15 protein-coding genes are annotated in these 21983 nt (G+C 67.9%); 7 read left to right on the top strand and 8 right to left on the bottom strand.

Features of this window, described 5'->3' with window-relative positions; all coding sequences use genetic code 11:
• Positions 1-63: 63 nt before the first annotated feature.
• Together B3K53_RS00290 and B3K53_RS00295 are read left to right on the top strand one after the other, a co-directional pair.
• On the top strand, positions 64-2139 hold the full coding sequence (locus B3K53_RS00290; protein WP_292081854.1) for a TonB-dependent receptor domain-containing protein: 2076 nt from the start codon (positions 64-66) through the stop codon (positions 2137-2139).
• Between the two features lie 199 nt (positions 2140-2338).
• Entirely contained in the window at positions 2339-4870 is a 2532-nt protein-coding gene (locus B3K53_RS00295; protein WP_292081856.1) for a TonB-dependent receptor, read from the top strand.
• Positions 4871-4908: 38 nt separating this feature from the next.
• On the opposite strand, the gene mce is transcribed toward B3K53_RS00295, so the two are convergent.
• The 6 genes from mce to B3K53_RS00325 form a co-directional block, all read right to left on the bottom strand.
• Positions 4909-5331 carry a methylmalonyl-CoA epimerase gene (gene mce / locus B3K53_RS00300; protein ID WP_292081858.1) on the bottom strand — a complete coding sequence of 141 codons (423 nt, stop codon included), beginning with the start codon at positions 5329-5331 and terminating at the stop codon, positions 4909-4911.
• On the bottom strand, positions 5331-7490 hold the full coding sequence (gene scpA / locus B3K53_RS00305) for a methylmalonyl-CoA mutase (protein ID WP_292081860.1): 2160 nt from the start codon (positions 7488-7490) through the stop codon (positions 5331-5333). Before scpA ends, mce begins: the two co-directional genes overlap by 1 nt.
• Positions 7487-8866, bottom strand: coding sequence for a methylmalonyl-CoA mutase family protein (locus B3K53_RS00310; RefSeq protein ID WP_292081862.1), 1380 nt, complete (start codon positions 8864-8866; stop codon positions 7487-7489). Before B3K53_RS00310 ends, scpA begins: the two co-directional genes overlap by 4 nt.
• Positions 8863-9018, bottom strand: a complete 156-nt coding sequence (locus B3K53_RS00315) for a hypothetical protein (RefSeq protein ID WP_292081863.1) — start codon at positions 9016-9018, stop codon at positions 8863-8865. Before B3K53_RS00315 ends, B3K53_RS00310 begins: the two co-directional genes overlap by 4 nt.
• A 95-nt stretch (positions 9019-9113) precedes the next feature.
• A complete protein-coding gene (locus tag B3K53_RS00320; protein ID WP_292081864.1) occupies positions 9114-11090 on the bottom strand; it encodes an acetyl-CoA carboxylase biotin carboxylase subunit in 1977 nt (658 codons plus the stop codon).
• Between the two features lie 9 nt (positions 11091-11099).
• Positions 11100-12635: an acyl-CoA carboxylase subunit beta gene (locus tag B3K53_RS00325; protein WP_292081865.1), complete on the bottom strand. Its 1536-nt coding sequence runs from the start codon at positions 12633-12635 to the stop codon at positions 11100-11102.
• A gap of 131 nt (positions 12636-12766) precedes the next feature.
• Between B3K53_RS00325 and B3K53_RS00330 the strand changes: the two genes are divergently transcribed.
• On the top strand, positions 12767-14176 hold the full coding sequence (locus B3K53_RS00330) for a short-chain fatty acyl-CoA regulator family protein (RefSeq protein ID WP_292081866.1): 1410 nt from the start codon (positions 12767-12769) through the stop codon (positions 14174-14176).
• 210 nt (positions 14177-14386) lie between these two features.
• Here B3K53_RS00330 and B3K53_RS00335 read toward each other — a convergent pair whose 3' ends face one another.
• Positions 14387-15889, bottom strand: a complete 1503-nt coding sequence (locus tag B3K53_RS00335) for a CoA-acylating methylmalonate-semialdehyde dehydrogenase (RefSeq protein ID WP_292081868.1) — start codon at positions 15887-15889, stop codon at positions 14387-14389.
• A gap of 103 nt (positions 15890-15992) precedes the next feature.
• On the opposite strand from B3K53_RS00335, the gene B3K53_RS00340 reads away from it, so the two are divergent.
• The 4 genes from B3K53_RS00340 (at position 15993) to B3K53_RS00355 (ending at position 21408) form a co-directional block, all read left to right on the top strand.
• Complete coding sequence (locus B3K53_RS00340; protein WP_292081870.1) at positions 15993-16877, top strand: LysR family transcriptional regulator; 885 nt, start codon at positions 15993-15995, stop codon at positions 16875-16877.
• A 164-nt stretch (positions 16878-17041) separates the two neighbouring features.
• Complete coding sequence (locus B3K53_RS00345; protein WP_292081872.1) at positions 17042-17791, top strand: response regulator transcription factor; 750 nt, start codon at positions 17042-17044, stop codon at positions 17789-17791.
• Positions 17788-19131, top strand: a complete 1344-nt coding sequence (locus tag B3K53_RS00350; protein ID WP_292081874.1) for a FecR domain-containing protein — start codon at positions 17788-17790, stop codon at positions 19129-19131. The genes B3K53_RS00345 and B3K53_RS00350 overlap by 4 nt, the downstream gene beginning before the upstream one ends.
• Positions 19132-19134: 3 nt before the next feature.
• Positions 19135-21408, top strand: coding sequence for a CHASE2 domain-containing protein (locus B3K53_RS00355; protein ID WP_292081876.1), 2274 nt, complete (start codon positions 19135-19137; stop codon positions 21406-21408).
• On the opposite strand, the gene B3K53_RS00360 is transcribed toward B3K53_RS00355, so the two are convergent.
• Positions 21405-21902, bottom strand: coding sequence for a DUF4136 domain-containing protein (locus tag B3K53_RS00360; protein ID WP_292081878.1), 498 nt, complete (start codon positions 21900-21902; stop codon positions 21405-21407). The genes B3K53_RS00355 and B3K53_RS00360 overlap by 4 nt on opposite strands.
• Positions 21903-21983 lie beyond the last annotated feature (81 nt).

Here is a 21983-nt window from a genome sequence, read left to right on the forward strand (position 1 = left end):
TCGAGCGGAGCGGTTGCGTGGTGATATACTATAACATATCAAGTTCGCGACATTGTAACGGGGATGCGTGCCTTGCGACTTCAAACCTTCCTGCTGACCGCCGCCGGGGCGGCCGCCCTCTCGACGTCCGCCTTCGCGGCTGATGAGGTCGTCCAGACCGCCCATCAGGACGAGCCGACCGAGATCGCCGACGTGGTTGTGCGCGCCCTGCCCCTGGGCCGCGCCGGCGACGACGTGGGCTCGCACGTGGCCCTGCTGAGCGGCGATGAACTGGTGCACCGCCGCCAATCTACGCTGGGCGACACCCTCAGCGGCATTCCCGGCGTCAATTCCGACACTTTCGGCGGCGGCGCCAGCCGCCCAGTGGTGCGCGGTCAGGCCGCCCCGCGCGTCAAGGTGCTGAGCGAAGGCGCGGGCCTGATGGACGCCTCCGAAGTCTCGCCCGACCACGCCATTTCCGGCGAGCCCCTGCTGCTGGAAGGCATCGAGATCCTGCGCGGCCCCTCGGCCCTACTCTATGGCGGCGGCGCCATCGGCGGCGCGGTCAATCTGCTGGACAAGAAGATCCCCACCCGCGTCCCGGCCAACGGCGGCGAGGCCGTGGTCGAATACCGCCGCGGCTCGGTCGACAACGAGGAAGCGGGCGTGGTCGGCGCCACGGTGGGCGCCGGCAACTTCGCCGTCCGCATCGAGGCGGCGGCCCGCAAGGCCGACGACTACAAGGTGCCTGATTGGGACGAAGCGCGTCTGGACGGCTCCTACAATGAGACCTCGACCGCGACGCTCGGCGCCTCATACATCGGGTCGCGCGGCTATCTGGGCGCGGCCTATACCGAACAGACCAGCCGCTACGGTCTGGCGGGCCACACCCACGAATACGAGGGTTGCCACCCGCACGGCGACCACCTGCATTGCGGCGGCCATGACGACCACGACCATGACGGCCACGATCACGAAGAGGGCGAGGAGCACGATCACGACCACGGCGTGCCCGAGGTCCGCCTGAAGAGCCGCCGCGTCGATCTGCGCGGTGAACTGCGCGATCCCCTGCCCGGCTTCGAGAACCTGCGCCTGCGCGCCGGCTATACCGACTATCAGCATCAGGAGCTGGAGGAAGGCGTCGTCTCGACCACCTTCACCAACGAGGGCTATGACGGCCGCATCGAGGCCCAGCATCGCGAGATCGCCGGCTTCAAGGGCGTGGTCGGCTTGCAACTGAGCAAGAGCGACTTCGCCGCCGTCGGTGAAGAGAGCTTCCTGGCCCCCAGCACGACCAAGAACACCGGCCTGTTCGTGATGGAGGAGTACGAACTGGGCGACTGGCATCTGGAAGGCGCCCTGCGTCAGGAGTGGCAAGAGGCCTCAGCCTTGGGTCTGGCCGATACCGAGCACAAGCCCTTCTCGATCTCAGGCTCGGCGGTCTGGCACTTCATGCCCGGCTGGACCGGCGCCGTCTCTCTGTCGCGCTCGCAGCGCGCGCCCTCGGCGCAGGAAATGTACGCCGACGGCGTCCACCTGGCGACCAACACCTATGAGATCGGCGACAGCGGTCTGGACGTCGAAACCGCCAATGCGCTGGAGCTGACCCTGCGCAAGACGGCGGGGTCCACCACCGCCTCGGTCAGCGCCTATCACTACGTCTACGACGACTACATCTTCGCCCGGACGCTGGACCAGTTCGAGGACTTCCGCCTGATCCAGTACAGCCAGGCCGACGCCACCTTCACCGGGATCGAGGGCGAGGTGCGCCAGCAGCTGACGCCCTGGCTGTCGGCCACGGTCTTCGGCGACTATGTGCGCGGCGAGTTGAAGGGCGACGGCGGCAACCTGCCCCGCATTCCCGCCGCCCGCCTCGGCGTCCGCGCCGAGGCCTTCGCCGGGCCGTGGTCGGGGGACGTGGAGTACAGCCGCACCTTCAAGCAGAACGACATCGCCGCCTTCGAAAGCGAGACGCCGGGCTACAACATGGTCAACGCCACCGTGGCCTATGACGTGGAACTGGCCGGGGTGAAGTCGCAGGTCTTCCTGCGCGGCACCAACCTGCTGGACGAGTTGGCGCTGAACCACGCCTCCTTCCTGGCCGAGACCGCGCCGCAACGGGGCCGTAACCTGGTGGTGGGGGTCCGCGCCCGCTTCTGATTTCATCAGAGCCGAAAAAAGAAGGGGCGGCGTGCGACGGACGCCGCCCCTTCGTTCGTTAGACTGCTGTCGAGCCTGCTGTGACATTTCCGCGTCATTACAGGCTGTTAATCTGATTGAACCCATGTCGCCCTTATTCGGCGCACATCGGTCTTCAAGCAGGTCGACGCCCAAGCCTTCGGTCTAGCCAGGACTCCTTATGTCGCCCGTCGTTCTGCTTCTCGCCCTCGCCTCGCTCGACCCCAATGCGGAGACGGCGACCCCTACGGCGGCGCCACAGACCCAGACGCCTGCGGTCCCGGCCATCAACGAGCAGGAAGCCTATGACCTGGGCGAGATCCAGGCCGTTTCGACCAAGCGCCGGGGCGCGGCCCTCGGCGACTACGAACCCGAACTGGTGCTGGATGAGGAACAGCTGAAAGCCTATGGCGCCAGCAGCATCCAGGAGCTGATGACGCTTCTGGAGCCGGTGACGCGCAGCTCGCGAGGCGGCTCGCCGGTCTTTCTGGTCAACGGTCGACGCATCTCGGGCTTCCAGGAAATCCGCGGCATCCCACCCGAGGCCATCGAGCGCACCGAGATCCTTCCCGAGGAAACCGCCCTTTCCTACGGCTACAGCGCCGACCAGCGGGTGGTGAACTTCGTTCTCAAGGCCAACTTCCGCTCGCTGACCATGCAGGCCAGCGTCCGCCGCCCCGAAGAGGGCGGCCGCACGGTCAGCGATCTGGAAGGCAACATCCTGCGCATCGCCGGCAAGCAGCGCACGACGCTGGACCTGGAATACGAGAACGACACCCCCCTTTACGAGACCGAGCGCGACATCCAGCGCGAGAACGGCGATCCCACCGCCTACCGCACCCTGCTGGCCAAACAGGAACAGGCCTCGGTCGCCGGTTCGGTGGTGCGCGACCTGGACGACACCACCGCCCTGACGCTGAGCGCAAGCCTGGAGGACACCTCGCGGCTGTCCTACCAAGGGTTGCCCAGCGTCCAGCTGGCCCTGCCGCCGTCCAGCATCTCGGAACAGCTTTATCTGAACGCGCCCGACGCCCTGTCGCGCACCACCGACACCCTGGCGGGCAAGGTCGGAGCCCTAGTGGACGGCTATCTGGGCGACTGGCGCTGGACGCTGACCGGCGGCTATGACCGCACAGAGACCAAGACCCGCACCGGGCGCGGCCTGGATCAGCAAACCCTGCAGGCCGGGGTGACGACGGGGGCGATCGACCCGTTCGGCGACGCGGACCTGCTGCCGCGCCTGCCTTTCGACACCGCACGGTCCGTGTCCAGCAGCGGCAATCTCGAAGGCGTCATCAACGGCACCGCCTGGGAGGCCCCGGCGGGCTCGCTGACCTCGACCTTCAAGGTCGGCTTCAACACCCAGACGCTGGATTCCGAGAGCGTGCGCTCGGGCGTCTTCTCGGAACGTTCCCTGTCGCGCGACCGGACTAGCGCGTCCGGCAACTTCAACCTGCCGATCGCCAGCCGCGACCGCGAGGTCCTGGGCGTGCTGGGCGACCTGTCAGCCAACCTGAACCTGGCCTATCAGGACCTGTCCGACTTCGGCGGCCTGAGCGCCTATACCCTGGGCCTGAACTGGACCCCGTGGAGCCCGCTCAACTTCAACGTCAGTTGGAGCGACGAGCAGAACGCCCCGTCGATGTCGCAGTTGAACGATCCGACCATCTCGACCCCAAACGTGCCGGTCTATGACTTCGCCACCGGCCAGTCGGTCAACATCACCCGCATCGAGGGCGGCAACGCCGGCCTGTCCGAGGAAACCAAGCGCATCCTGAAGCTGGGCTTCAACTTCACCCCGCTGAAGGACAAGGACCTGCGCCTGACGGCCAACTACAGCCGCACCGAGGTCGAGGGCTCCATCGCCGCCTTCCCGACCATCACTCCGGAACTGGAAGCCGCCCTGCCCGAACGCTTCACGCGGGATCTGGACGGCACCCTGCTGTCGATCGACGCCCGTCCGCTGAACTTCCAGAAGGCCGAGCAGCAGGAAATCCGCTGGGGCCTGAACTTCTCGACGCCGTTCGGCAAGCCCGACCCGGCGGCGGCGGCGCGAATGGGTCAACGCGGCCCCGGCGGCGCGGGCGGCGCACGCCCGGGCGGCGCTCCGGTCGTGATGCGCATGGAAGGCGGCCCGCCTCCGGGCGGCGGCGTGGGCGGTCCTCCGCCCGGCGGCGGCATGCGGATGCAGGGCGGTCGCGGCAATCGCGGCCCTGCGATGCAGCCCGGCCAAGGGCGCTTCAACGTCTCGCTGTACCACACCTATCGCATCCAGGATGAGATCACGATCCGTGACGGCCTGCCGGTGCTGGACCTGCTGGACGGCGCCGCCACGGGCTCGCGCGGGGGTCAGGCGCGCAACGAGGTCCAGCTCCAGATGGGCCTGTTCAAGAGCGGCATGGGCGGCTTCCTGAACGCCAACTGGAAGGAATCCACCCGGATCAACGGCGGCAGCGAGGCCAGCGACCTGACCTTCTCGGACCTGACGACGGTGAACCTGAACCTGTTCGCCGACCTGTCGTCGCGTCAGACCCTGGTGGCGAAGTATCCGTGGCTGAAGGGCGCGCGGGTCAGCGTCGGCATCGACAACATCTTCGACCAGAAGCTGGACGTGCGGAACGGCCTGGGCGAGACGCCCCTGTCCTATCAGCCCGACTATCTGGACCCGCTGGGCCGGACCTTCCGGGTCAGCTTCCGCAAGATCCTGTTCTGACAAGAAAAAGGCCCGGTCATCGACCGGGCCTTTTGACTTCAGTGCGCCTCTTTCGGCGTTTCCATCAGTTCGATCAGGACGCCGCCCATCTCCTTGGGATGCAGGAAGACGACCGGCGTGCCGTGGGCGCCGATGCGCGGTTCGCCGGTGCCCAGGATGGTCACGCCCTTGGCGCGCATCTGGGTGATCGCGTCGTGGATGTCGGCCACCTCGAAGCAGACGTGGTGCTGACCGCCCTTGGGATTCTTGGCGAGGAAGCCCGTGATGGGGCTGATCTCGTCGAACGGTTCGATGAGCTCGATCTGAGCCGTCGGCGTGTCGATAAAGCAGACCTTCACCCCCTGCGACGGCAGGTCGAACGGCTCGCCGATCCTGGTCGCGCCCAGGATGTCGCGATACAGCTTGATCGAGTCCGCGATCGAGGGCGTGGCGACGCCGACGTGGTTCAGGGCGCCAATCATCACTTCACATCCTTAGGCGCGGGCTGGGCATAGCCCAGACGCAGGTTCAGTTTTTCAATCAGGTCCGCCGCCGTGTCGGCGATGACCGAGCCGGGCGGATAGACGGCGGCGGCCCCCATATCGAGCAGAGGCTGCACGTCCGACGGCGGGATGACGCCGCCGACCACGATCATGATGTCCTCGCGCCCCAGCTTGGCCAGTTCGGCGCGCAGTTCAGGCACGAGGGTCAGGTGCCCCGCCGCCAGCGACGAGGCGCCGACCGCGTGGACATTCTTCTCGACCGCGTCCCTGGCGGCCTCGGCGGGCGTCTGGAACAGCGACCCGGCGGTGACGTCGAAGCCGATGTCGCCATAGCCGGTGGCGACGACCTTCTGGCCCCGGTCGTGGCCGTCCTGACCCAGCTTGGCGATCAGGATGCGCGGCGGGCCGCCGTCGTTTTCCACGAAGGTCGCGACCATGTCGCGGGCGCGGGCCACCTTGGGATCATTGCCCGCCTCCTTGCCATAGACGCCCGAGACGGTCTTCACCGTGGCCACGTGGCGACCAAATGCGGCCTCCAGCGCGTCGGAAATCTCGCCCACCGTCGCCTTGGCGCGAGCGGCCTGAACCGCCAGCTCCAGCAGGTTGGCGTTTCCGCGTGCGCCCGCCGTCAGGGCTTCCAGAGCGGCGTCGGTCGCGGCCTGATCGCGTTCGGCGCGCAGCTTCTTCAGCTTGTCGATCTGGGCGGCCAGCACGGCGGCGTTGTCGACCTTCAGCATCGGAATGTCGTCGGGCGTGTCGTTCAGATAGCGGTTCACGCCGACCACGGTCTGCTGGCCGGTGTCGATGCGGGCCTGGGTCTTGGCCGCAGCCTCTTCGATGCGCAGCTTGGGAATGCCGGCCTCGATGGCCTTGGCCATGCCGCCCGCCGCCTCGACCTCGTCCATCAGGGCGCGGGCGCGCTCAGCCAGATCCTGGGTCAGACGCTCGACGTAGAAGCTGCCGCCCCAGGGGTCGATGGTGCGGGTCAGGCCCGTCTCCATCTGCAGCAGGATCTGCGTGTTGCGCGCGATCCGGGCCGAGAAGTCGGTCGGCAGGGCCAGGGCTTCGTCCAGAGCATTAGTGTGCAGGCTCTGGGTCTGACCGCCCGCCGCCGCCATGGCCTCGACCATGGTGCGCGAGACGTTGTTGAACACGTCCTGCGCGGCAAGCGACCAGCCCGAGGTCTGGCAGTGGGTGCGCAGCGACAGCGACCGCTGATCCTTGGGCGAGAACTTCTCGGCGACCTTTTCCGCCCACAACAGGCGGCCGGCCCGCATCTTGGCCACCTCCATGAAGTAGTTCATGCCGATGGCCCAGAAGAAGGACAGACGCGGCGCGAACCGGTCCACGTCCATCCCGGCGTCCACGCCCGCCTTGATGTATTCCAACCCGTCCGACAGCGTATAGGCCAGCTCGATCTCGGCCGAGGCCCCCGCCTCCTGCATGTGATAGCCGGAGATGGAGATGGAGTTGAACTTCGGCGTCTCCTGCGCGGTCCAGGCGAAGATGTCCGAGATGATCCGCATCGAGGGTTCGGGCGGATAGATGTAGGTGTTGCGGACCATGAACTCCTTCAGAATGTCGTTCTGAATGGTTCCGGTCAGGGCCGCGTGCGGCACGCCCTGCTCTTCGGCCGCCACGACATAGAGGGCCAGGATCGGCAGGACCGCGCCGTTCATGGTCATGGACACCGACATCTGATCCAGCGGAATGCCGTCGAACAGGGTCCGCATGTCCAGAATGCTGTCGATGGCCACGCCGGCCATGCCGACGTCGCCCTTCACCCGTGGATGGTCGCTGTCATAGCCCCGGTGGGTGGCCAGATCGAAGGCGATCGACAGCCCCTTCTGACCCGCCGCCAGGTTGCGACGATAGAAGGCGTTGGACTCCTCGGCGGTCGAGAAGCCCGCATACTGGCGGATCGTCCACGGATTGCCCGCGTACATGGTCGGATAGGGACCGCGCATATAGGGGGCGAAACCCGGCAGGCCGTGGATGGCGTCGAGGCCTTCCAGCGCCTCGGGGCCATAGGCGGTTTCTACCGTCAGGCCCTCGGGCGTCAGCCAGGGATCGCGGCTCGGGCCTTCACCCGTCGCGGTCAGGTCGAGGTCCACCTTGGAGAAGTCGGGGAAGCTCATTGGGCGGCCTCCTCGGACGCGACTTCAAAGGGCGCGGCGAAGCGCACCGGGGTCAGGGCGCCGTGGCGCACCGGGACGAAGGCGGGATCAACGGCCTCGACCGGGGCCGGGCGCGGATCGGGATCGACGTATTTGGTGACGCCGACCATGTGGCGGGCGCCGTCCTTCAGCGCCGCTTCCAGCTGACCGCGCGCACGTTCGACGCGGGGCTGGATCAGGTGGTGCTTCAGGGCGTCGACCACGCCGCCTTCGGCTTCGATGGACTGGAACTCCTTCCAGCCGGCCTCGGCCAGATCGCGGGTGCGGCTGTCCAGGAACCAGGAGCCGGCGGCAGGATCATCGACCCGGCCCAGATTGGCCTCTTCCATCAGCACCAGCTGGGTGTTGCGGGCCTGACGGCGGGCGAAGGCGTCGGGACGGCCCTCGGCGCGGGTGAAGGCGTCCAGCACCACCACGTCGGCGCCGCCCACGGCCCCGGCGAAACCGGCGGCGGTCAGGCGCAGCAGATTGGGCCAGGGATCGCGCGCCGACAGCATCCGCCGCGACGAGCGGGCCTCGATGACAGCGGGGGTCTCATGGCCAAAGGCCTTGCTGACGCTGGCCCAGATCAGGCGCATGGCCCGCACCTTGGCCAGGGCGTCGAAATATTCGGCGTCGACCGAGACGCCCAGCACCACGCCCTTCAGCGCCTGTTCGACGCTCAGTCCGGCCAGCACGGCAGCCTTGACGTAGGCGACGGCGCTGCCGGCGGCGAAGGCCAGTTCCTGCCCCGCCGAACCACCCGCCTCATGGACCACGCGGCCCGAGGCGAGGAAGAGTTTGGCGTCAGGATAGGTCCCGGCCAGACGCACAGCGGCCTCAGCCGCCTCGGTCACGGCGGCGTCAATCTCGCCTTCCCCCGCCTCGGCATAGGCCGAGATCGGGTCGAGGTGGAATTGCAGCTGCGCCCGAGGCGAACCCTTGGCTACCGCCGCCAGAGCCTCGGCGGCTTTCACGCCGTCAAAGCCCGCATCCAGCGCCACCGGCGCCAGTTCCAGCGCCACGCCGTCCAGGGCGGCGGCCAGCGCGGCCTCGTCCGTCGTGAACGCGCCCTTCAGCACCACCGAGGCGGCGCCGTTTTCAAGGTCGGTCAGGACGGCGGCGTTGATCGCCGCCGCCTCGTCGCCCTCGACCAGGGTGCGCAGGTCCCACGCCCGCCCCTCGGCGTCCGTAGTGCGCGGCGCGCGAAGCGCCTGCACCCCGGTCGCCTCGGCATAGAGCGGCCGGATGATCAGGCCGTCGGCGTCGAGGTGAAGCAGGCTTTCGATCGCCCGCCCCTTCAGCGCCTTCTCGGCCTGTTCCCGCCATTCCAGCGGGCTCGGCGTGGGAAAGGTCATGCCTTCGCCCCTCCACTAAGCCGTCGCACCAGTTTCGTCACAGTGGCGGCCAGTATCCAAACGGCCAGCGCCATCCACGTCATGCCGATCAAAGCGGCCAAAAGCGTAGACAGCGTCGTGCCGCTCGGCGTCGAGAAGGCCCAGACCAGCATGCCCACGATCAACATCTGACCCACGACCAGGATAGCGAGCGCGCTCAGGGCTCCGCGCCCCGTTAGCGCTCCGCGAAAGCTAAACGCCTGCCGCATCACGCAAACTCCACCAGCACGTCGTCGGCGGCGACCGGATCACCGGCCTTGGCGCCGACCGCCTTCACCACGCCGTCACGCTCGGCCTTGAGGATGTTCTGCATCTTCATGGCTTCGATGATGGCGACGGTCTCGCCCGACTTGACCTCCTGGCCCACGCTTACGGGGATGTCGACCACCAGACCCGGCATGGGCGACAGCACCAGCTTGGAGGTGTCGGCGGCGACCTTTTCCGGCAGGCGCTGATACATGTCGGCGGCGCGCGGCGTCAGGACGCGAACCCGGGCCCTGGCGGCGCGATGGCGGATGTCGAAGCCGTCCGGCGCGCGCTTGACCTCGGCGGTGAAGGGCTCCTCATCCAGAACGGCCCGGAACTGGGCCATGCCCGGGCGCCAGTCGATTTCCGACAGGGTCAGGTCGCGATCATCCAGCGAGATGACCAGATCCTCGGCCTCGTCATAGGACAGCGACACCTCATGGGCCTCGCGGTCGATCAGGACGGTCCAATCGGTGCGTTCCGAAGGATCGCCCGCCTGCTCGGCCAGGACCTCGTTCATCGCCGCGGCCACGGTGACGAAGATGTCCTTCTGCGCCTCGCTGGGCTCCAGACCGCGGAAGCCGTCGGGGAACTCGTCCTTGATGTAGCTGGTCGACAGCTGGCCCGACTTGAAGCGCTCCTGATCCATCACCGCCGACAGGAAGGGCACGTTGTGGCCCAGACCCGACAGGTGAGTGTCCTCCAGAGCGCGGGCCATGCCCTCGACAGCAGCGTCGCGCGTCTCGCCCCAGGCGCACAGCTTGGCGATCATGGGGTCGTAGAACATGCTGATCTCGTCGCCCTCGCGGACGCCGGAATCGTTGCGGACGGTGTAGTCGCCCTGATCGCCCTCTTCCGGCTGCTCATAGCGCACCAGACGGCCGATCGACGGCAGGAAGCCGCGATAGGGGTCCTCGGCGTAGATGCGGCTTTCGATGGCCCAGCCGTTGATCGACAGGTCTTCCTGCTTGAAGCCCATGGTCTCGCCCGCCGCCGAGCGGATCATCTGTTCGACCAGATCGACGCCGGTGATCAGCTCCGTCACCGGATGCTCGACCTGCAGACGGGTGTTCATTTCCAGGAAGTAGAAGCTGCGGTCCTGACCGGCCACAAACTCGACCGTCCCGGCCGAGTCATAGTTCACGGCGCGGGCCAGGGCCACGGCCTGATCGCCCATGGCCTTGCGCGTCGCGTCGTCCAGCAGGGGCGACGGCGCCTCTTCGATGACCTTCTGGTTGCGGCGCTGGATCGAGCATTCGCGGTCGAACAGCGAGACGATGTTGCCGTGCTTGTCGCCCAGCACCTGAATCTCGATGTGGCGCGGATTGACGATGAACTTCTCGAGGAAGACCCGGTCGTCGCCAAAGGCGGTCAGGGCCTCGGCCTTCACCGCCGCAAAGCCCTCGGCCATGTCGGCGTCGGAATGAGCGACGCGGATGCCCTTGCCGCCGCCGCCGGCGCTGGCCTTGATCATGACCGGATAGCCGATCTCGTTGGCGATCTTCACCGCCTCTTCGGTCGACTCGATCAGACCCATGTGGCCCGGCACGGTCGAGACGCCCGCTTCAGCCGCGAACTTCTTGGACGTGATCTTGTCGCCCATGGCCTCGATGGCGTGCGGGTTCGGGCCGATGAAGGTGATGCCCTCGGCCTCCAGACGACGCGCGAAGACCGGGTTTTCCGACAGGAAGCCAAAGCCGGGGTGAACCGCCTCGGCGCCCGACTGACGCACCGCGTCCACGATCTTGTCCTGGATCAGATAGGACTGGGCGGCGGGCGACGGCCCGATGTGGATGGTCTCGTCGGCCATCTCGCAGGCCAGCGACCCGGCGTCGGCGTCCGAGTAAACGAGCACCGTCTTGATGCCCATCTTGCGGCAGGTCTTGATGATGCGAACCGCGATCTCGCCCCGGTTGGCGATCAGAATTTTCTTGAACATTTCTGGGCCTTACAGGGGAATGTTGTCGTGCTTCTTCCAGGGATTTTCCTGGGTCTTGTTCTTCAGCGTCTTCAGGGCCTTGATCAGGCGGCGGCGGGTGCCGTGGGGCATGATGACGTCGTCGATATAGCCCAGACCGGCCGCCACGAAGGGGTTGGCGAAGCGTTCCTTGTACTCGGCCTCGCGCGCGGCCAGGGCCTCGGGATCGACGGCCTCCTTGCGGAAGATGATCTCGACCGCGCCCTTGGCGCCCATGACCGCGATCTCGGCGGTGGGCCAGGCGTAGTTGACGTCGCCGCGCAGGTGCTTGGAGCTCATGACGTCATAGGCGCCGCCATAGGCCTTGCGCGTGATGACCGTCAGCTTGGGCACGGTGGCCTCGGCATAGGCGAACAGCAGCTTGGCGCCGTGCTTGATCAGGGCGCCGTACTCCTGCTTGGTGCCCGGCATGAAGCCCGGCACGTCCACCAGCGTCACCAGGGGGATGTGGAAGGCGTCGCAGAATCGGACGAAGCGCGCGGCCTTGCGGCTGCTGTCGATGTCCAGCACGCCCGCCAGAACCTGAGGCTGGTTGGCGACGATGCCGACGCTCTGGCCGTCCAGACGGCCGAAGCCGCAGATGATGTTCTTGGCGAAATCGGCGCCGATCTCGAAGAAGTCGGCCTCGTCGACCGTCTTCAGGATCAGCTCCTTCATGTCATAGGGCTGGTTCGGATTGGTCGGGACCAGGGTGTCCAGCGAGGCTTCATCGCGATCCGCCTCGTCATAGCTGTCGCGGATCGGCGGCTTTTCGCGGTTCGACAGGGGCAGGAAGCCGATCAGGCGGCGGACCTCGGACAGAGCCTCCAGATCATTCTCGAAGGCGCCGTCGGCGACGCCCGACTTGCCGGCGTGGACGCGGGCGCCGCCCAGGTCCTCGTGGCTGACCACCTCGTTGGTGACGGTTTTCACCACGTCCGGGCCGGTCACGTACATGTAGGACGTGTCCTTCACCATGAAGATGAAGTCGGTGATGGCGGGCGAATAGACGTCGCCGCCCGCGCACGGACCCATGATGACCGAGATCTGCGGGATGACGCCCGAGGCCAGGGTGTTCTGCAGGAAGATGTCGGCGTAACCAGCGAGCGATTCCACGCCTTCCTGAATACGGGCGCCGCCCGCATCGAACAGGCCGATGATCGGCGCGCCGGCCGTCAGGGCCATCTTCTGGATCTTGACGATCTTGGCCGCATGGGCGCCCGACAGCGAGCCGCCGAAGACGGTGAAGTCCTTGGAGAAGACATAGACCAGACGGCCGCCGATGGTGCCGCGTCCGGTGACGACGCCGTCGCCGGGGATGCGCTGCTGGTCCATGCCGAAGTCGTGGCTGCGATGCTCCACGAACATGTCGGTCTCTTCGAAGCTGCCTTCGTCCAGCAGGACTTCGATCCGTTCGCGCGCGGTCAGCTTGCCCTTGGCGTGCTGGCTCTCGATGCGCTTTTGACCACCGCCCATTTTGGCGGCGGCGCGACGGCGCTCGAGTTCCTCGAGGATGGCCTGGCTCATGGTTTGGGCGACTCCCTGAAATCTTTCGTGATCACCAAGCCGCTTCGTTGCAAAAAGGCAATCGCAACTTTGCAAAAGGGGCGTAAGTGCGTAAGCCTGCCAAGGTCGATGGGCTGTTTTGCAAAGTTGCGATGGCGGAAAAACTCTATCTCGGGGCCAAGGTGCGCAAGCTGCGCGAGGCGCGCGGCTGGACGCTGGAAGCCTGCGCCGGTCGACTGGCCCTGTCGCCCAGCTATCTGTCGCAGATCGAGACCAATCAACGCCCGGCGACGGCGCGGGTTCTGATCGCCCTGACGCGGGCCTTTGACGTGGACGCCAGCCTGTTCGATCTGGACGGCGACGCCCGCCTGATCGCCGACCTGCGCGAGGCCGTCACCGACGTCGCCGGTCACGCCGAGGCGCCGTCGCCGGTCGAACTGAAGCAGGCCGTGACCACGACGCCGCGACTGGCGCGTCAGTTCCTGGCCCTGCATCAGGACTATCGTCGGCTGGACGAGCGGCTGAAGACCCTGAACGAGACCCTGGGCCGGGACGAGCGGGCGCAAGCGGCGCCTGCCCTGCCCTATGAGGCGGTGCGCGACTTCTTCCACTATCGCGACAACTACATCGACGTTCTGGATCAGGCGGCGGAGGCGCTGGCCGAGCAGCTGGGCCTCGGCGCCGGCGGTCATCCCGAGCGCGATCTGGAGGCCGCGCTGAACGACCTGTGCGGCGTCCGGCTGGCCACCGGCGAAGGGCGCGGTGCCATGCGGCGCTTCGATCCGGCGGCGCGCATCCTCTATGTCGACGCCAGCCTGCCCGGCGCGACCCGGTCCTTCCTGATGGCGCACCAACTGGTGCTTTTGCGCTTCCACGATCTGATCGAGCACGAACTGGACCGCGCCGCCTTCGACATTCCCGCCGCGCGCGACGTGTGCCGCGTCGGTCTGGCCAACTATGCGGCAGGGGCGCTGCTGCTGCCCTACCGCCGCTTCCTCGAGGCGGCGCGCGAACTGCGTCACGACGTGGACCGCCTAAGGAACCGCTTCCATGTCAGCTTCGAGCAGGTCTGCCACCGGCTCTCGACCCTGCAACGCCCCGGCTGGCGCGGCGTGCCGTTTTACTTCGCGCGAGTGGACATGGCCGGGAACATCACCAAGCGGCACAGCGCCACCCGGTTCCAGTTCGCCCGCTTCGGCGGCGCCTGCCCCCTGTGGAACGTGCACGAGGCCTTCGGCGCGCCGGACCGCATCCTGGTCAATCTGTCGGAGATGCCGGACGGCTCGCGCTACATCTGCATCGCCAAGAGCGTGTCCAAGCCGGGCGGGTCCTATCTGGAGCCCGACCGCCGCTATGCGCTCGGCCTCGGCTGCGAGATCGAGCATGCGGATCAGCTGGTCTATGCGGCGGGCCTCGACCTGAACGGTCCGCCGACGCGCATGGGCGTCAGCTGCCGCATCTGCGAGCGCACCGACTGCGCCCAGCGGGCCTTCCCGCCCATCGACCGGACGCTGCGCGTGCCGGACCATGAGCGAGGAGTCATTCCCTATACATTGAGCTGAGCTTGATCCTTCTCCCGATAGGAGAAGGTGGCCCGAAGGCCGGATGAGGGTCGTGGGCCGGCATCGCGCAAGCCGTCGTGCAACGGCTGATGCCGACTGAAAGGTCGAACCCTCACCCTTTGGCTGCTACGCGCCGCCCTTCGGGTCGCCTAACCAATCGCTTCGCTCTTGGAGGCTCAAGCCCTCTCCCATCGGGAGAGGGTCTTGGATTTACCCCATCGTCGGGATGACGAAGGAGCTGTCGGCGTGTTCCAGCGCGCTATCGGGCCAGCGGGCCGTGACGGTCTTGGTCTTGGTCCAGAAGCGCAGACCTTCCATGCCGTGCTGATTGATGTCGCCGAAGGCCGAACGCTTCCAGCCGCCGAACGAATGATAGGCCACCGGCACCGGGATCGGCACGTTGATGCCGACCATGCCGACGTTGACGCGGGCGGCGAAGTCGCGGGCCGCGCGGCCGTTCTGGGTGAAGATGGCGACGCCGTTGCCGTACTGGTGCTTGCTCGGCAGGCTCAGCGCCTCCTCGAAGCTGGCGGCGCGCATGATCTGCAGCACTGGGCCGAAGATCTCTTCCTTGTAAGATTCCATCTCAGGCTTGACGTGGTCGAACAGCGACGGGCCGATGAAGAAGCCCTTCTCGTGGCCCTGCAGGCTGAAGTCGCGGCCGTCGACGACCAGTTCAGCGCCTTCCTCGACGCCCTTGTTGATCCAGCCCAGGACCTTGTCCTTGTGGGTCTGGGTGACGACCGGGCCGTAGTGGGCCTCGGCGTCGGTCGAGACGCCGACGCGCAGGTTGGGGATTTCCGAGACCAGACGCTCGCGCAGTTCGTCGGCGGTGCGCTGGCCGACCGGCACCACGACCGGCAGGGCCATGCAGCGTTCGCCGGCCGAACCATAGGCCGCGCCGGTCAGATCCTTGATGACCTGATCCATGTCGGCGTCAGGCAGGACGATGCCGTGGTTCTTGGCGCCGCCCATGGCCTGGACGCGTTTCCCGTGCTGGGCGCCCATCTGATAGACGTAGTGAGCGATGTCGGACGAACCGACAAAGCTGACGGCGTGGATGTCGGGATGGGTCAGGATGGCGTCGACCGCCACCTTGTCGCCGTGGACGACGTTCAGCACGCCCTTGGGCGCGCCCGCCTCCATCATCAGTTCGCCCAGACGGACCGGCAGTGACGGGTCACGCTCCGACGGCTTCAGGATGAAGGTGTTGCCGGCGGCGATCGCCATGCCGAACATCCACATCGGGATCATGCCGGGGAAGTTGAACGGGGTGATGCCCGCCACCACGCCCAGCGGCTGACGCATGGAATAGACGTCGATGCCGGGGCCGGCGCCTTGCGTGTATTCGCCCTTCAACGCGTGAGGGATGCCGCAGGCGAACTCGATGACCTCAAGACCGCGCTGGATGTCACCCTTGGAGTCGGCGATGACCTTGCCGTGTTCCGAGGACAGCAGCTCGGCCAGCTCGTTCATATTGGCCTCGACCAGGCGCTTGAACTCGAACATGACGCGGGCGCGGCGTTGCGGGTTGGTGCTGGCCCAGCCCTCAAACGCGGCTTGGGCCGATTGGACCGCGCGGTCCATCTCGGCGACGGTGGCCAGCTGGACGCGGGCCTGAACCTCGCCGGTGTTGGGGTTGAACACGTCGCCGAAGCGGCCCGATGCGCCGTCGAAGGCCGCACCGTCGATGAAGTGGCGAATGTCGCGCATGGAGGCGTTTCCCTGTGATGTCGTGGTTCGTTCCAGCATGGCCTAGCAGACCAACGCCAAACCACCCATTGCAATCGTGCATCCTATGCTGTGCATTCCTGCAATGTTCGACTGGGACGACGTTCGCATCTTCATCGCCGCCGCGCGGGCGGGCTCACTGGCCACGGCGGCACAGCGGCTGGGCATAGACGCAGCCACGGTCGGGCGGCGCGTGGCGCGGCTGGAGACGGCGTTGAAGTCGACCCTGGTGGTGCGCTCGGCGTCCGGCCTGCTGCTGACGGCGGCGGGGGCGCAACTGCTGGAAACGGCGCTGGACGCCGAAAGCGCCATGGAGGCCGCCGAGCGGGTCACCCGCCCCGACCTGATCGCCGGCACGGTGCGGATCAGCGCCTCTGAGGGCTTCGGCGGCGCCGTCCTGGCCCCTGCCCTGCCCGGTCTGCTGGCGGCGCATCCGGGGTTGAACATCGAACTGGCCGCCAGTTCCGGCTTCCTGTCGCCCAGCCGCCGCGAAGTGGACATGGCCATCACCCTCAGCCCCGCCGCCAGCCCGCGGCTGATCGTTGAGCCGCTGACGCCCTATCAGCTGGCCCTCTACGCCGCGCCCGGCCATCTGGAGCGTCATGGCGCGCCCGAACGGGTGGAGGACCTGCCGAACTGCGACATCGTCGGCTACGTCGACGATCTGATCTACGCGCCGGAGCTGCATTATCTGGACGAGATCCGCCCCAACCTGCGCCCGCGCCTGGCCTCCTCCTCGATCCGGGCCCAGCGGGACATGATCGCGGCGGGCGGCGGGATCGGGGTCCTGCCCTGCTTCCTGGCCGAGGGGCTGACGCGGGTCCTGCCGGATCAGGTGCTGATCGAGCGCCGCTTCTGGCTGAGCACCCACCGCGAAGTCCACGGCACGGCGCGGCTGAAGGCGGCGCGGCGCTGGATCAAGGCCCTGTGTCGCGACGCCGCCGAACGCCTGTCGCCCTGGTCCGACTAAAGTCGCCCCCCTGCCGGAACCCAATTCCGCCCAAGCTCAGGCATAAGGTCAAGCTTCATCGGCAGGTCGGAATGTGACGCAATTTTACATTCTGGACCGCTGACGCCGACCACATCCCGCAAAGCGCAAGCTATGGTCAGGGCGCTCCGGAGTGTTGAAGTAAAATGAAAATTGCCCTGCTCGACGACGACCCAGTCCAGCTGGAAACCATGGCCGCCACAGCCCAGGACCTCGGGTATCGCGCCGTACTGTTCTCACGCGCGCAGGCGCTGATCTCCGCGCTGCGCAAGGATACTTTCGACCTCCTGATCGTGGACTGGAACCTGCCCGACCGCTCCGGGCTGGAGGTTCTGGCCTGGGCGCGCACCAATCTGCGGCCGCCGCCCCCCATGCTGCTGGTCACCAGCCGCTCCGAGGACGACGACATCGTCGCCGGCCTGAACGCCGGCGCCGACGACTACTTGCCCAAACCCCTGTCGCCGCCGGTTCTGGCGGCCCGCATCAGCGCCCTGATGCGTCGGGTTTACGCCCAGCCCTCCGCGCCAGGCGCCGAGGTCCATGCCGATACCCTGTTCGACGAGTCCGCCGGCGCCGTGGTGCGCGACGGCCAGACCGTAGTGCTGACGGCCAAGGAATTCGCCCTGGCGCTTCTACTGTTCCGCAACCTTCACCGCGCCCTGTCGCGGACCTACATCCTTGAAACGGTCTGGGGCAACGAGCCCAATCTGAACAGTCGGTCGCTGGACATGCACATCTCGCGAATCCGCACCAAGCTGAACCTGCGTCCCGAGCAGGGGTTTCGCCTGACACCCATTTACAGCTACGGTTATCGCCTTGAGCGCATAGGCGCGACAGACGAGGTCGAACCGGCGATCCGGGACGAGGCCCCCAGCGTGGAAGAGACGACGGAATGATGGGACGGGCGCTGGTCGCCGGGGCTCTGGCGGCGGCATTCTGCGCCCCCTCCTCCTTCGCGCAATCTCTGGCGGATCCGGCCGCCGGGACCATCGACTATCAGGTGCAGCGCGGCGACACCCTGATCAACCTGGCCGTCGCCTATCTGAATCGTCCCGCCGACTACCGGCAGGTCCAGCGCGGCAACCGCGTCGCCGACCCCCGCCGCATGAGCGTGGGCCGGACGCTGGCCATTCCCGTAGAACTGCTGCGGGCTGACCCGGACCAGGCGCGGATTGTCGGCTTTCGCGGCGCCGTGACCCTGACCCAGGGGACGTCGACCAGTGCTCCGACCCAGGGGCAGATGGTGTCCGAAGGCGCCGTACTGACCACCGGCGCCAACGCCTTCGTGCGCCTGGCCCTGTCGGACGGCAGCTATGTCGTGGCGCCGTCGAACAGCCGGGTGCGGCTGACCCGCCTGCGGCGCTACGCCATCAACGGGGCCGTCGATCACGCCATGACGGTTGAGGCGGGCCGCGCGGAGTCCCGCGTGACGCCGCGCCGCCGCCCCGGCGGCTTCGTTGTCCGCACGCCGGTTTCGGTCTCGGCCGTCCGAGGCACGGACTTCCGCGTCGCCTTCGACGACGCCGCCGACCGATCGGCGACCGAGGTCATCGAAGGCAGGGTCGAGGTCGAATCGGGCGACGGGCGGGTGGAGGCCACGGCTGTCGCCTCTGAGGGCGTGACGGCCAGCGCCACGGCCGCGCGTCTGGCGCCCCTGCTGCCCGCGCCCGCCCTGGCTCGCCCCGACGAAGTGCAGTCCGGGCCTGCAGCGGTGTTCGAGATCGACGCCTTGCCGGGCGCTGGTCGCTATCGCGGGCGTCTGGCGACAGACGCCGGCATGATCGACGCCTTCGCCGAGACGGACAGCGCGGCCGGTGCCGCGTCCCTGACCTTCAGCGACCTGACGGACGGGGCCTATTTCCTGCGGCTCAGCGCCCTGTCGCCCGAGGGGGTCGAAGGCCGCAGCACCACCTACAGCTTCATTCGCGCCCGTAACGGCGTCGGCGGTCTGGCGGCCAGCAACGCCATGGTGGACGGCCGCCGCGTCTATCGCTTCCGTTGGGAGGCCGAGGGCGAGGGCGAGGCCAGTTTCCGTTTCCAACTGTCCCGCGAAGACGCCGACGGCGCGCGCGAAGGGGTTCCCCTGGTCGACCAGCCCGGTCTGGCCGATCAGGCCTTCAGCCTGACGGACCTGCCGCCTGGGGTTTACACCTGGAGGGTGCAGGGCTCGCGTCATCGTTTCGGCCGCCTGTTGCAGGTCTGGTCCGAGCCGCAGCAGCTGCGCATCGGACGCTGACCCGTGGCCGGCGTTCGCCAGCTGGGAGCCAGACTGACGGGACGGCGCGCCCTGATCGAATGGGCGCTGGTGGCGAGCCTGACCGGTCTGGTCGTATGCTGGCTGGCGCTCAGCCCGACCGCCGACCGCGCCGATAATCTGGTCTATGACGCCCTGATCCGGCTGCAGGGCGGCCCGACGGACGAGGCCATCGTCATCGTCGCCATCGACGACCGCAGCCTGCAGAGCCTGGGCCGTTGGCCATGGCCGCGCGCGACCCACGCAGCCCTGATCGACCGCCTGTCCGAGGCTGGTCCTCGGGCCGTCGCCTACGATGTTCTGTTCACCGAGCCCGAGGCCGACGATCCGTCTCTGGCCGCCGCGCTGGCGCGTTCGGGCAATGTCCACCTGCCGCTTCTGGTCGACGCGCCCGGCGAGAACGGGGCCCCTTGGCGGGTCAGCGAACCCGACGCCCTGGTCGGGAGCGCCGCGGGCCTCGGGCACGTCAACCTGACGGTGGACGGCGATGGCGTGATCCGCCGCCTGCCCCTCTATATGCAGGGTGGGGATCAGGTCTGGCCGCAGCTTATCCTGCCGCTGGCCCGGACGCGTGTCGCCACGCCCGCGCCTGATCCGGACGCCGCCACGCCCGACGCCCTGATCGCCGCACGGCCCGAGGCCATCGCCTATCGCGGTCCGCCGGGACGGTTCCGCACCCTGTCCTTCGTCGACGTGTTGAACGGCGAGGTCCCCCCCGGCTTTCTGAAGGACAGGCTTGTGCTGGTCGGCGCGACCGCCCCCGGCCTGGGCGACCGCTACGCCACCCCGGCGGCGCCCCACGGCGAACTGAGCCCCGGCGTCGAGATTCAGGCCGCCCTGCTGCAGACCCTGCTGGAAGGCGGCGGCCCCCGTCCCTTGGCGCCGCCTTGGGTTCTGGCTCTATCCTTGTTGCCGTTGGCCCTGCTGGTTGGCGGGTTCCTGTTCCTGCGCCCCGTCGTCAACATGGTGCTGGGCGCGGGACTGATCGTCCTGACGCTGGCGGGCAGCCTGATCGCCTTCCTGAGCGCCGGCCTGTGGTTCCCGCCCGCAGCCGCCGTCGCGGGCCTGGCCCTGGCCTATCCCTTCTGGAGCTGGCGACGCCTGGCCGCCGCCTCGGCCTATATGCAAAGCGAGGTCGAGACCTTCGAACGCGACGCGCCTGCCCTGCCCGGCGCGGCGCGGTCGTCGTTCCGGCCGCAGGGCGACGTGGTGGCCAAGCAGGTGGACACCCTGCGCGCCGCGCTGAAGCAGCTTCGCGATCTGGACCGGTTCATCTCCGACGCTCTGCGCAGCCTGCCAGACGCCACCGTGGTGGCCGATCCTGCGGGCCGGGTGCTGCTGTCCAACGACCGGGCGCAAGCCCTGTTCGGCGACGCGCTGAAGGACGAGGCGAACCTGACCGAACTGTTCCAGTCGCTCGGCGAACCGTCGTGGCGGCGCTTCCTGGTTTCAGAAGGGGGCGATCCGGGCGACATCCAAGGACCCGGCGGACGGGTGCTGAAGGTCGCCGCCGCCGCCCTGACCAACGCCACGGGCGAACCTGTCGGCCACATTGTCCGCTTCGCCGACATGACCAGGTTCCGCGCCGCCGAACGGCAGCGTGAACAGGCGCTGCAACTGCTCAGCCACGACATGCGCGCGCCCCAGGTCTCGATCCTGACCCTGCTGGAAGGCGGCCAAAACCGCGCCGACCCCGCCTTTGAGCGCCGCATCGGCGACTATGCGCGCCAGACGCTGGATCTGGCCGAGGGCTACGTCCAGCTGGCCCGCGCTGAATCCCAGCCCTATCGCGCCGTCGTCCTGGACCTCGGTCAGGTGCTGATGGACGCCGCCGACACCCTGTGGCCCCAGGCCTCCGCCAAGGGCGCGACCATCCAGACGCCGATGGGCGAAGAGGAATATCTGGTCGAGGGCGATCCCGCCCTGCTGCGTCGGCTGATGACCAATCTGCTCGACAATGCGTTGAAGTACGGCCCGCCAAGGGGCGTCATCACCTGCACGCTCGACACGGATGAAACCGACGACGGCCCTGTCTGCATTCTGCGCATCCGCGATCAGGGGCCGGGCCTGTCAGCGGAGGCGGCGCGGCGGCTGTTCCAGCCCTTCGGTCACGGCGACGCCGACCACCGGGGCGCCGGCCTGGGCCTGGCCTTCGTCCGCACCGTCGCCGAGCGTCACGGCGGCCGGATCCGCTACGAGGCCGGCGAGGTCGGCGCGACCTTCGTCCTGACCCTGCCCCGCCTGATCGAGGCCGACTAGGGCGTCAGTTCGGAAACGGCGGCGGCGGCCAGGGCCGGCAAGGCGACGTCGGCCTGTCGCGGCGCCACCGTCGTGGCCGCGCTCGCCTGATAGGCGCCGGGCGCGGCCTCGGGTCCATGCAGGGTCAGGGTGAGGCTGTGCGCCAGCCGCTTGCGTCCCCACCACTGCGGCACGATCGGCGCATCCAGCCAGTCGCCGTCGCGAGCCGAGGCATCGGAATAGGCGCCCGTCGCCTGCGGCCGAACGGCATAGGCCGCCTCGATCCGCCACGCCGGACCGTCGCGCGTTTCGCGCCACCCCTTGGCCGCCAGCTGATCGCGCACCGCCGCGAGCATGGCCTGATCGGTCGCTGACGCCGGTTCAGGCTCGATCAGGCGATAAGTCGTCGTCGCAGCCGGGAAGGCCACGGGCGCCGTGGTCACGATGTCGGGGCCGGAGGCGCACGCCGACAAAGAAACGGCGGCGACGGACAGGATCAGCAAGGGACGGGCCATGCCTCAACCTACAGCCCCGCCGCGAGCTGAGCCATAGACGAAAGCGCCGCCGCACAGCCCTGTTGCACGACGGCGCCTCGC

Origin of the sequence: Brevundimonas sp. UBA7506 (genome assembly GCF_002479495.1) — a bacterium.
Classification (GTDB): Bacteria; Pseudomonadota; Alphaproteobacteria; order Caulobacterales; family Caulobacteraceae; genus Brevundimonas.

Bases quoted from the DNA above. Each gene is read 5' to 3' on its own strand.
- B3K53_RS00290 (WP_292081854.1), top strand. From the start codon at position 64: ATGCGTGCCTTGCGACTTCAAACCTTCCTGCTGACCGCCGCCGGGGCG.
- B3K53_RS00295 (WP_292081856.1), top strand. From the start codon at position 2,339: ATGTCGCCCGTCGTTCTGCTTCTCGCCCTCGCCTCGCTCGACCCCAAT.
- mce (WP_292081858.1), bottom strand. From the start codon at position 5,331: ATGATTGGCGCCCTGAACCACGTCGGCGTCGCCACGCCCTCGATCGCG.
- scpA (WP_292081860.1), bottom strand. From the start codon at position 7,490: ATGAGCTTCCCCGACTTCTCCAAGGTGGACCTCGACCTGACCGCGACG.
- B3K53_RS00310 (WP_292081862.1), bottom strand. From the start codon at position 8,866: ATGACCTTTCCCACGCCGAGCCCGCTGGAATGGCGGGAACAGGCCGAG.
- B3K53_RS00315 (WP_292081863.1), bottom strand. From the start codon at position 9,018: ATGCTGGTCTGGGCCTTCTCGACGCCGAGCGGCACGACGCTGTCTACG.
- B3K53_RS00320 (WP_292081864.1), bottom strand. From the start codon at position 11,090: ATGTTCAAGAAAATTCTGATCGCCAACCGGGGCGAGATCGCGGTTCGC.
- B3K53_RS00325 (WP_292081865.1), bottom strand. From the start codon at position 12,635: ATGAGCCAGGCCATCCTCGAGGAACTCGAGCGCCGTCGCGCCGCCGCC.
- B3K53_RS00330 (WP_292081866.1), top strand. From the start codon at position 12,767: ATGGCGGAAAAACTCTATCTCGGGGCCAAGGTGCGCAAGCTGCGCGAG.
- B3K53_RS00335 (WP_292081868.1), bottom strand. From the start codon at position 15,889: ATGCGCGACATTCGCCACTTCATCGACGGTGCGGCCTTCGACGGCGCA.
- B3K53_RS00340 (WP_292081870.1), top strand. From the start codon at position 15,993: ATGTTCGACTGGGACGACGTTCGCATCTTCATCGCCGCCGCGCGGGCG.
- B3K53_RS00345 (WP_292081872.1), top strand. From the start codon at position 17,042: ATGAAAATTGCCCTGCTCGACGACGACCCAGTCCAGCTGGAAACCATG.
- B3K53_RS00350 (WP_292081874.1), top strand. From the start codon at position 17,788: ATGATGGGACGGGCGCTGGTCGCCGGGGCTCTGGCGGCGGCATTCTGC.
- B3K53_RS00360 (WP_292081878.1), bottom strand. From the start codon at position 21,902: ATGGCCCGTCCCTTGCTGATCCTGTCCGTCGCCGCCGTTTCTTTGTCG.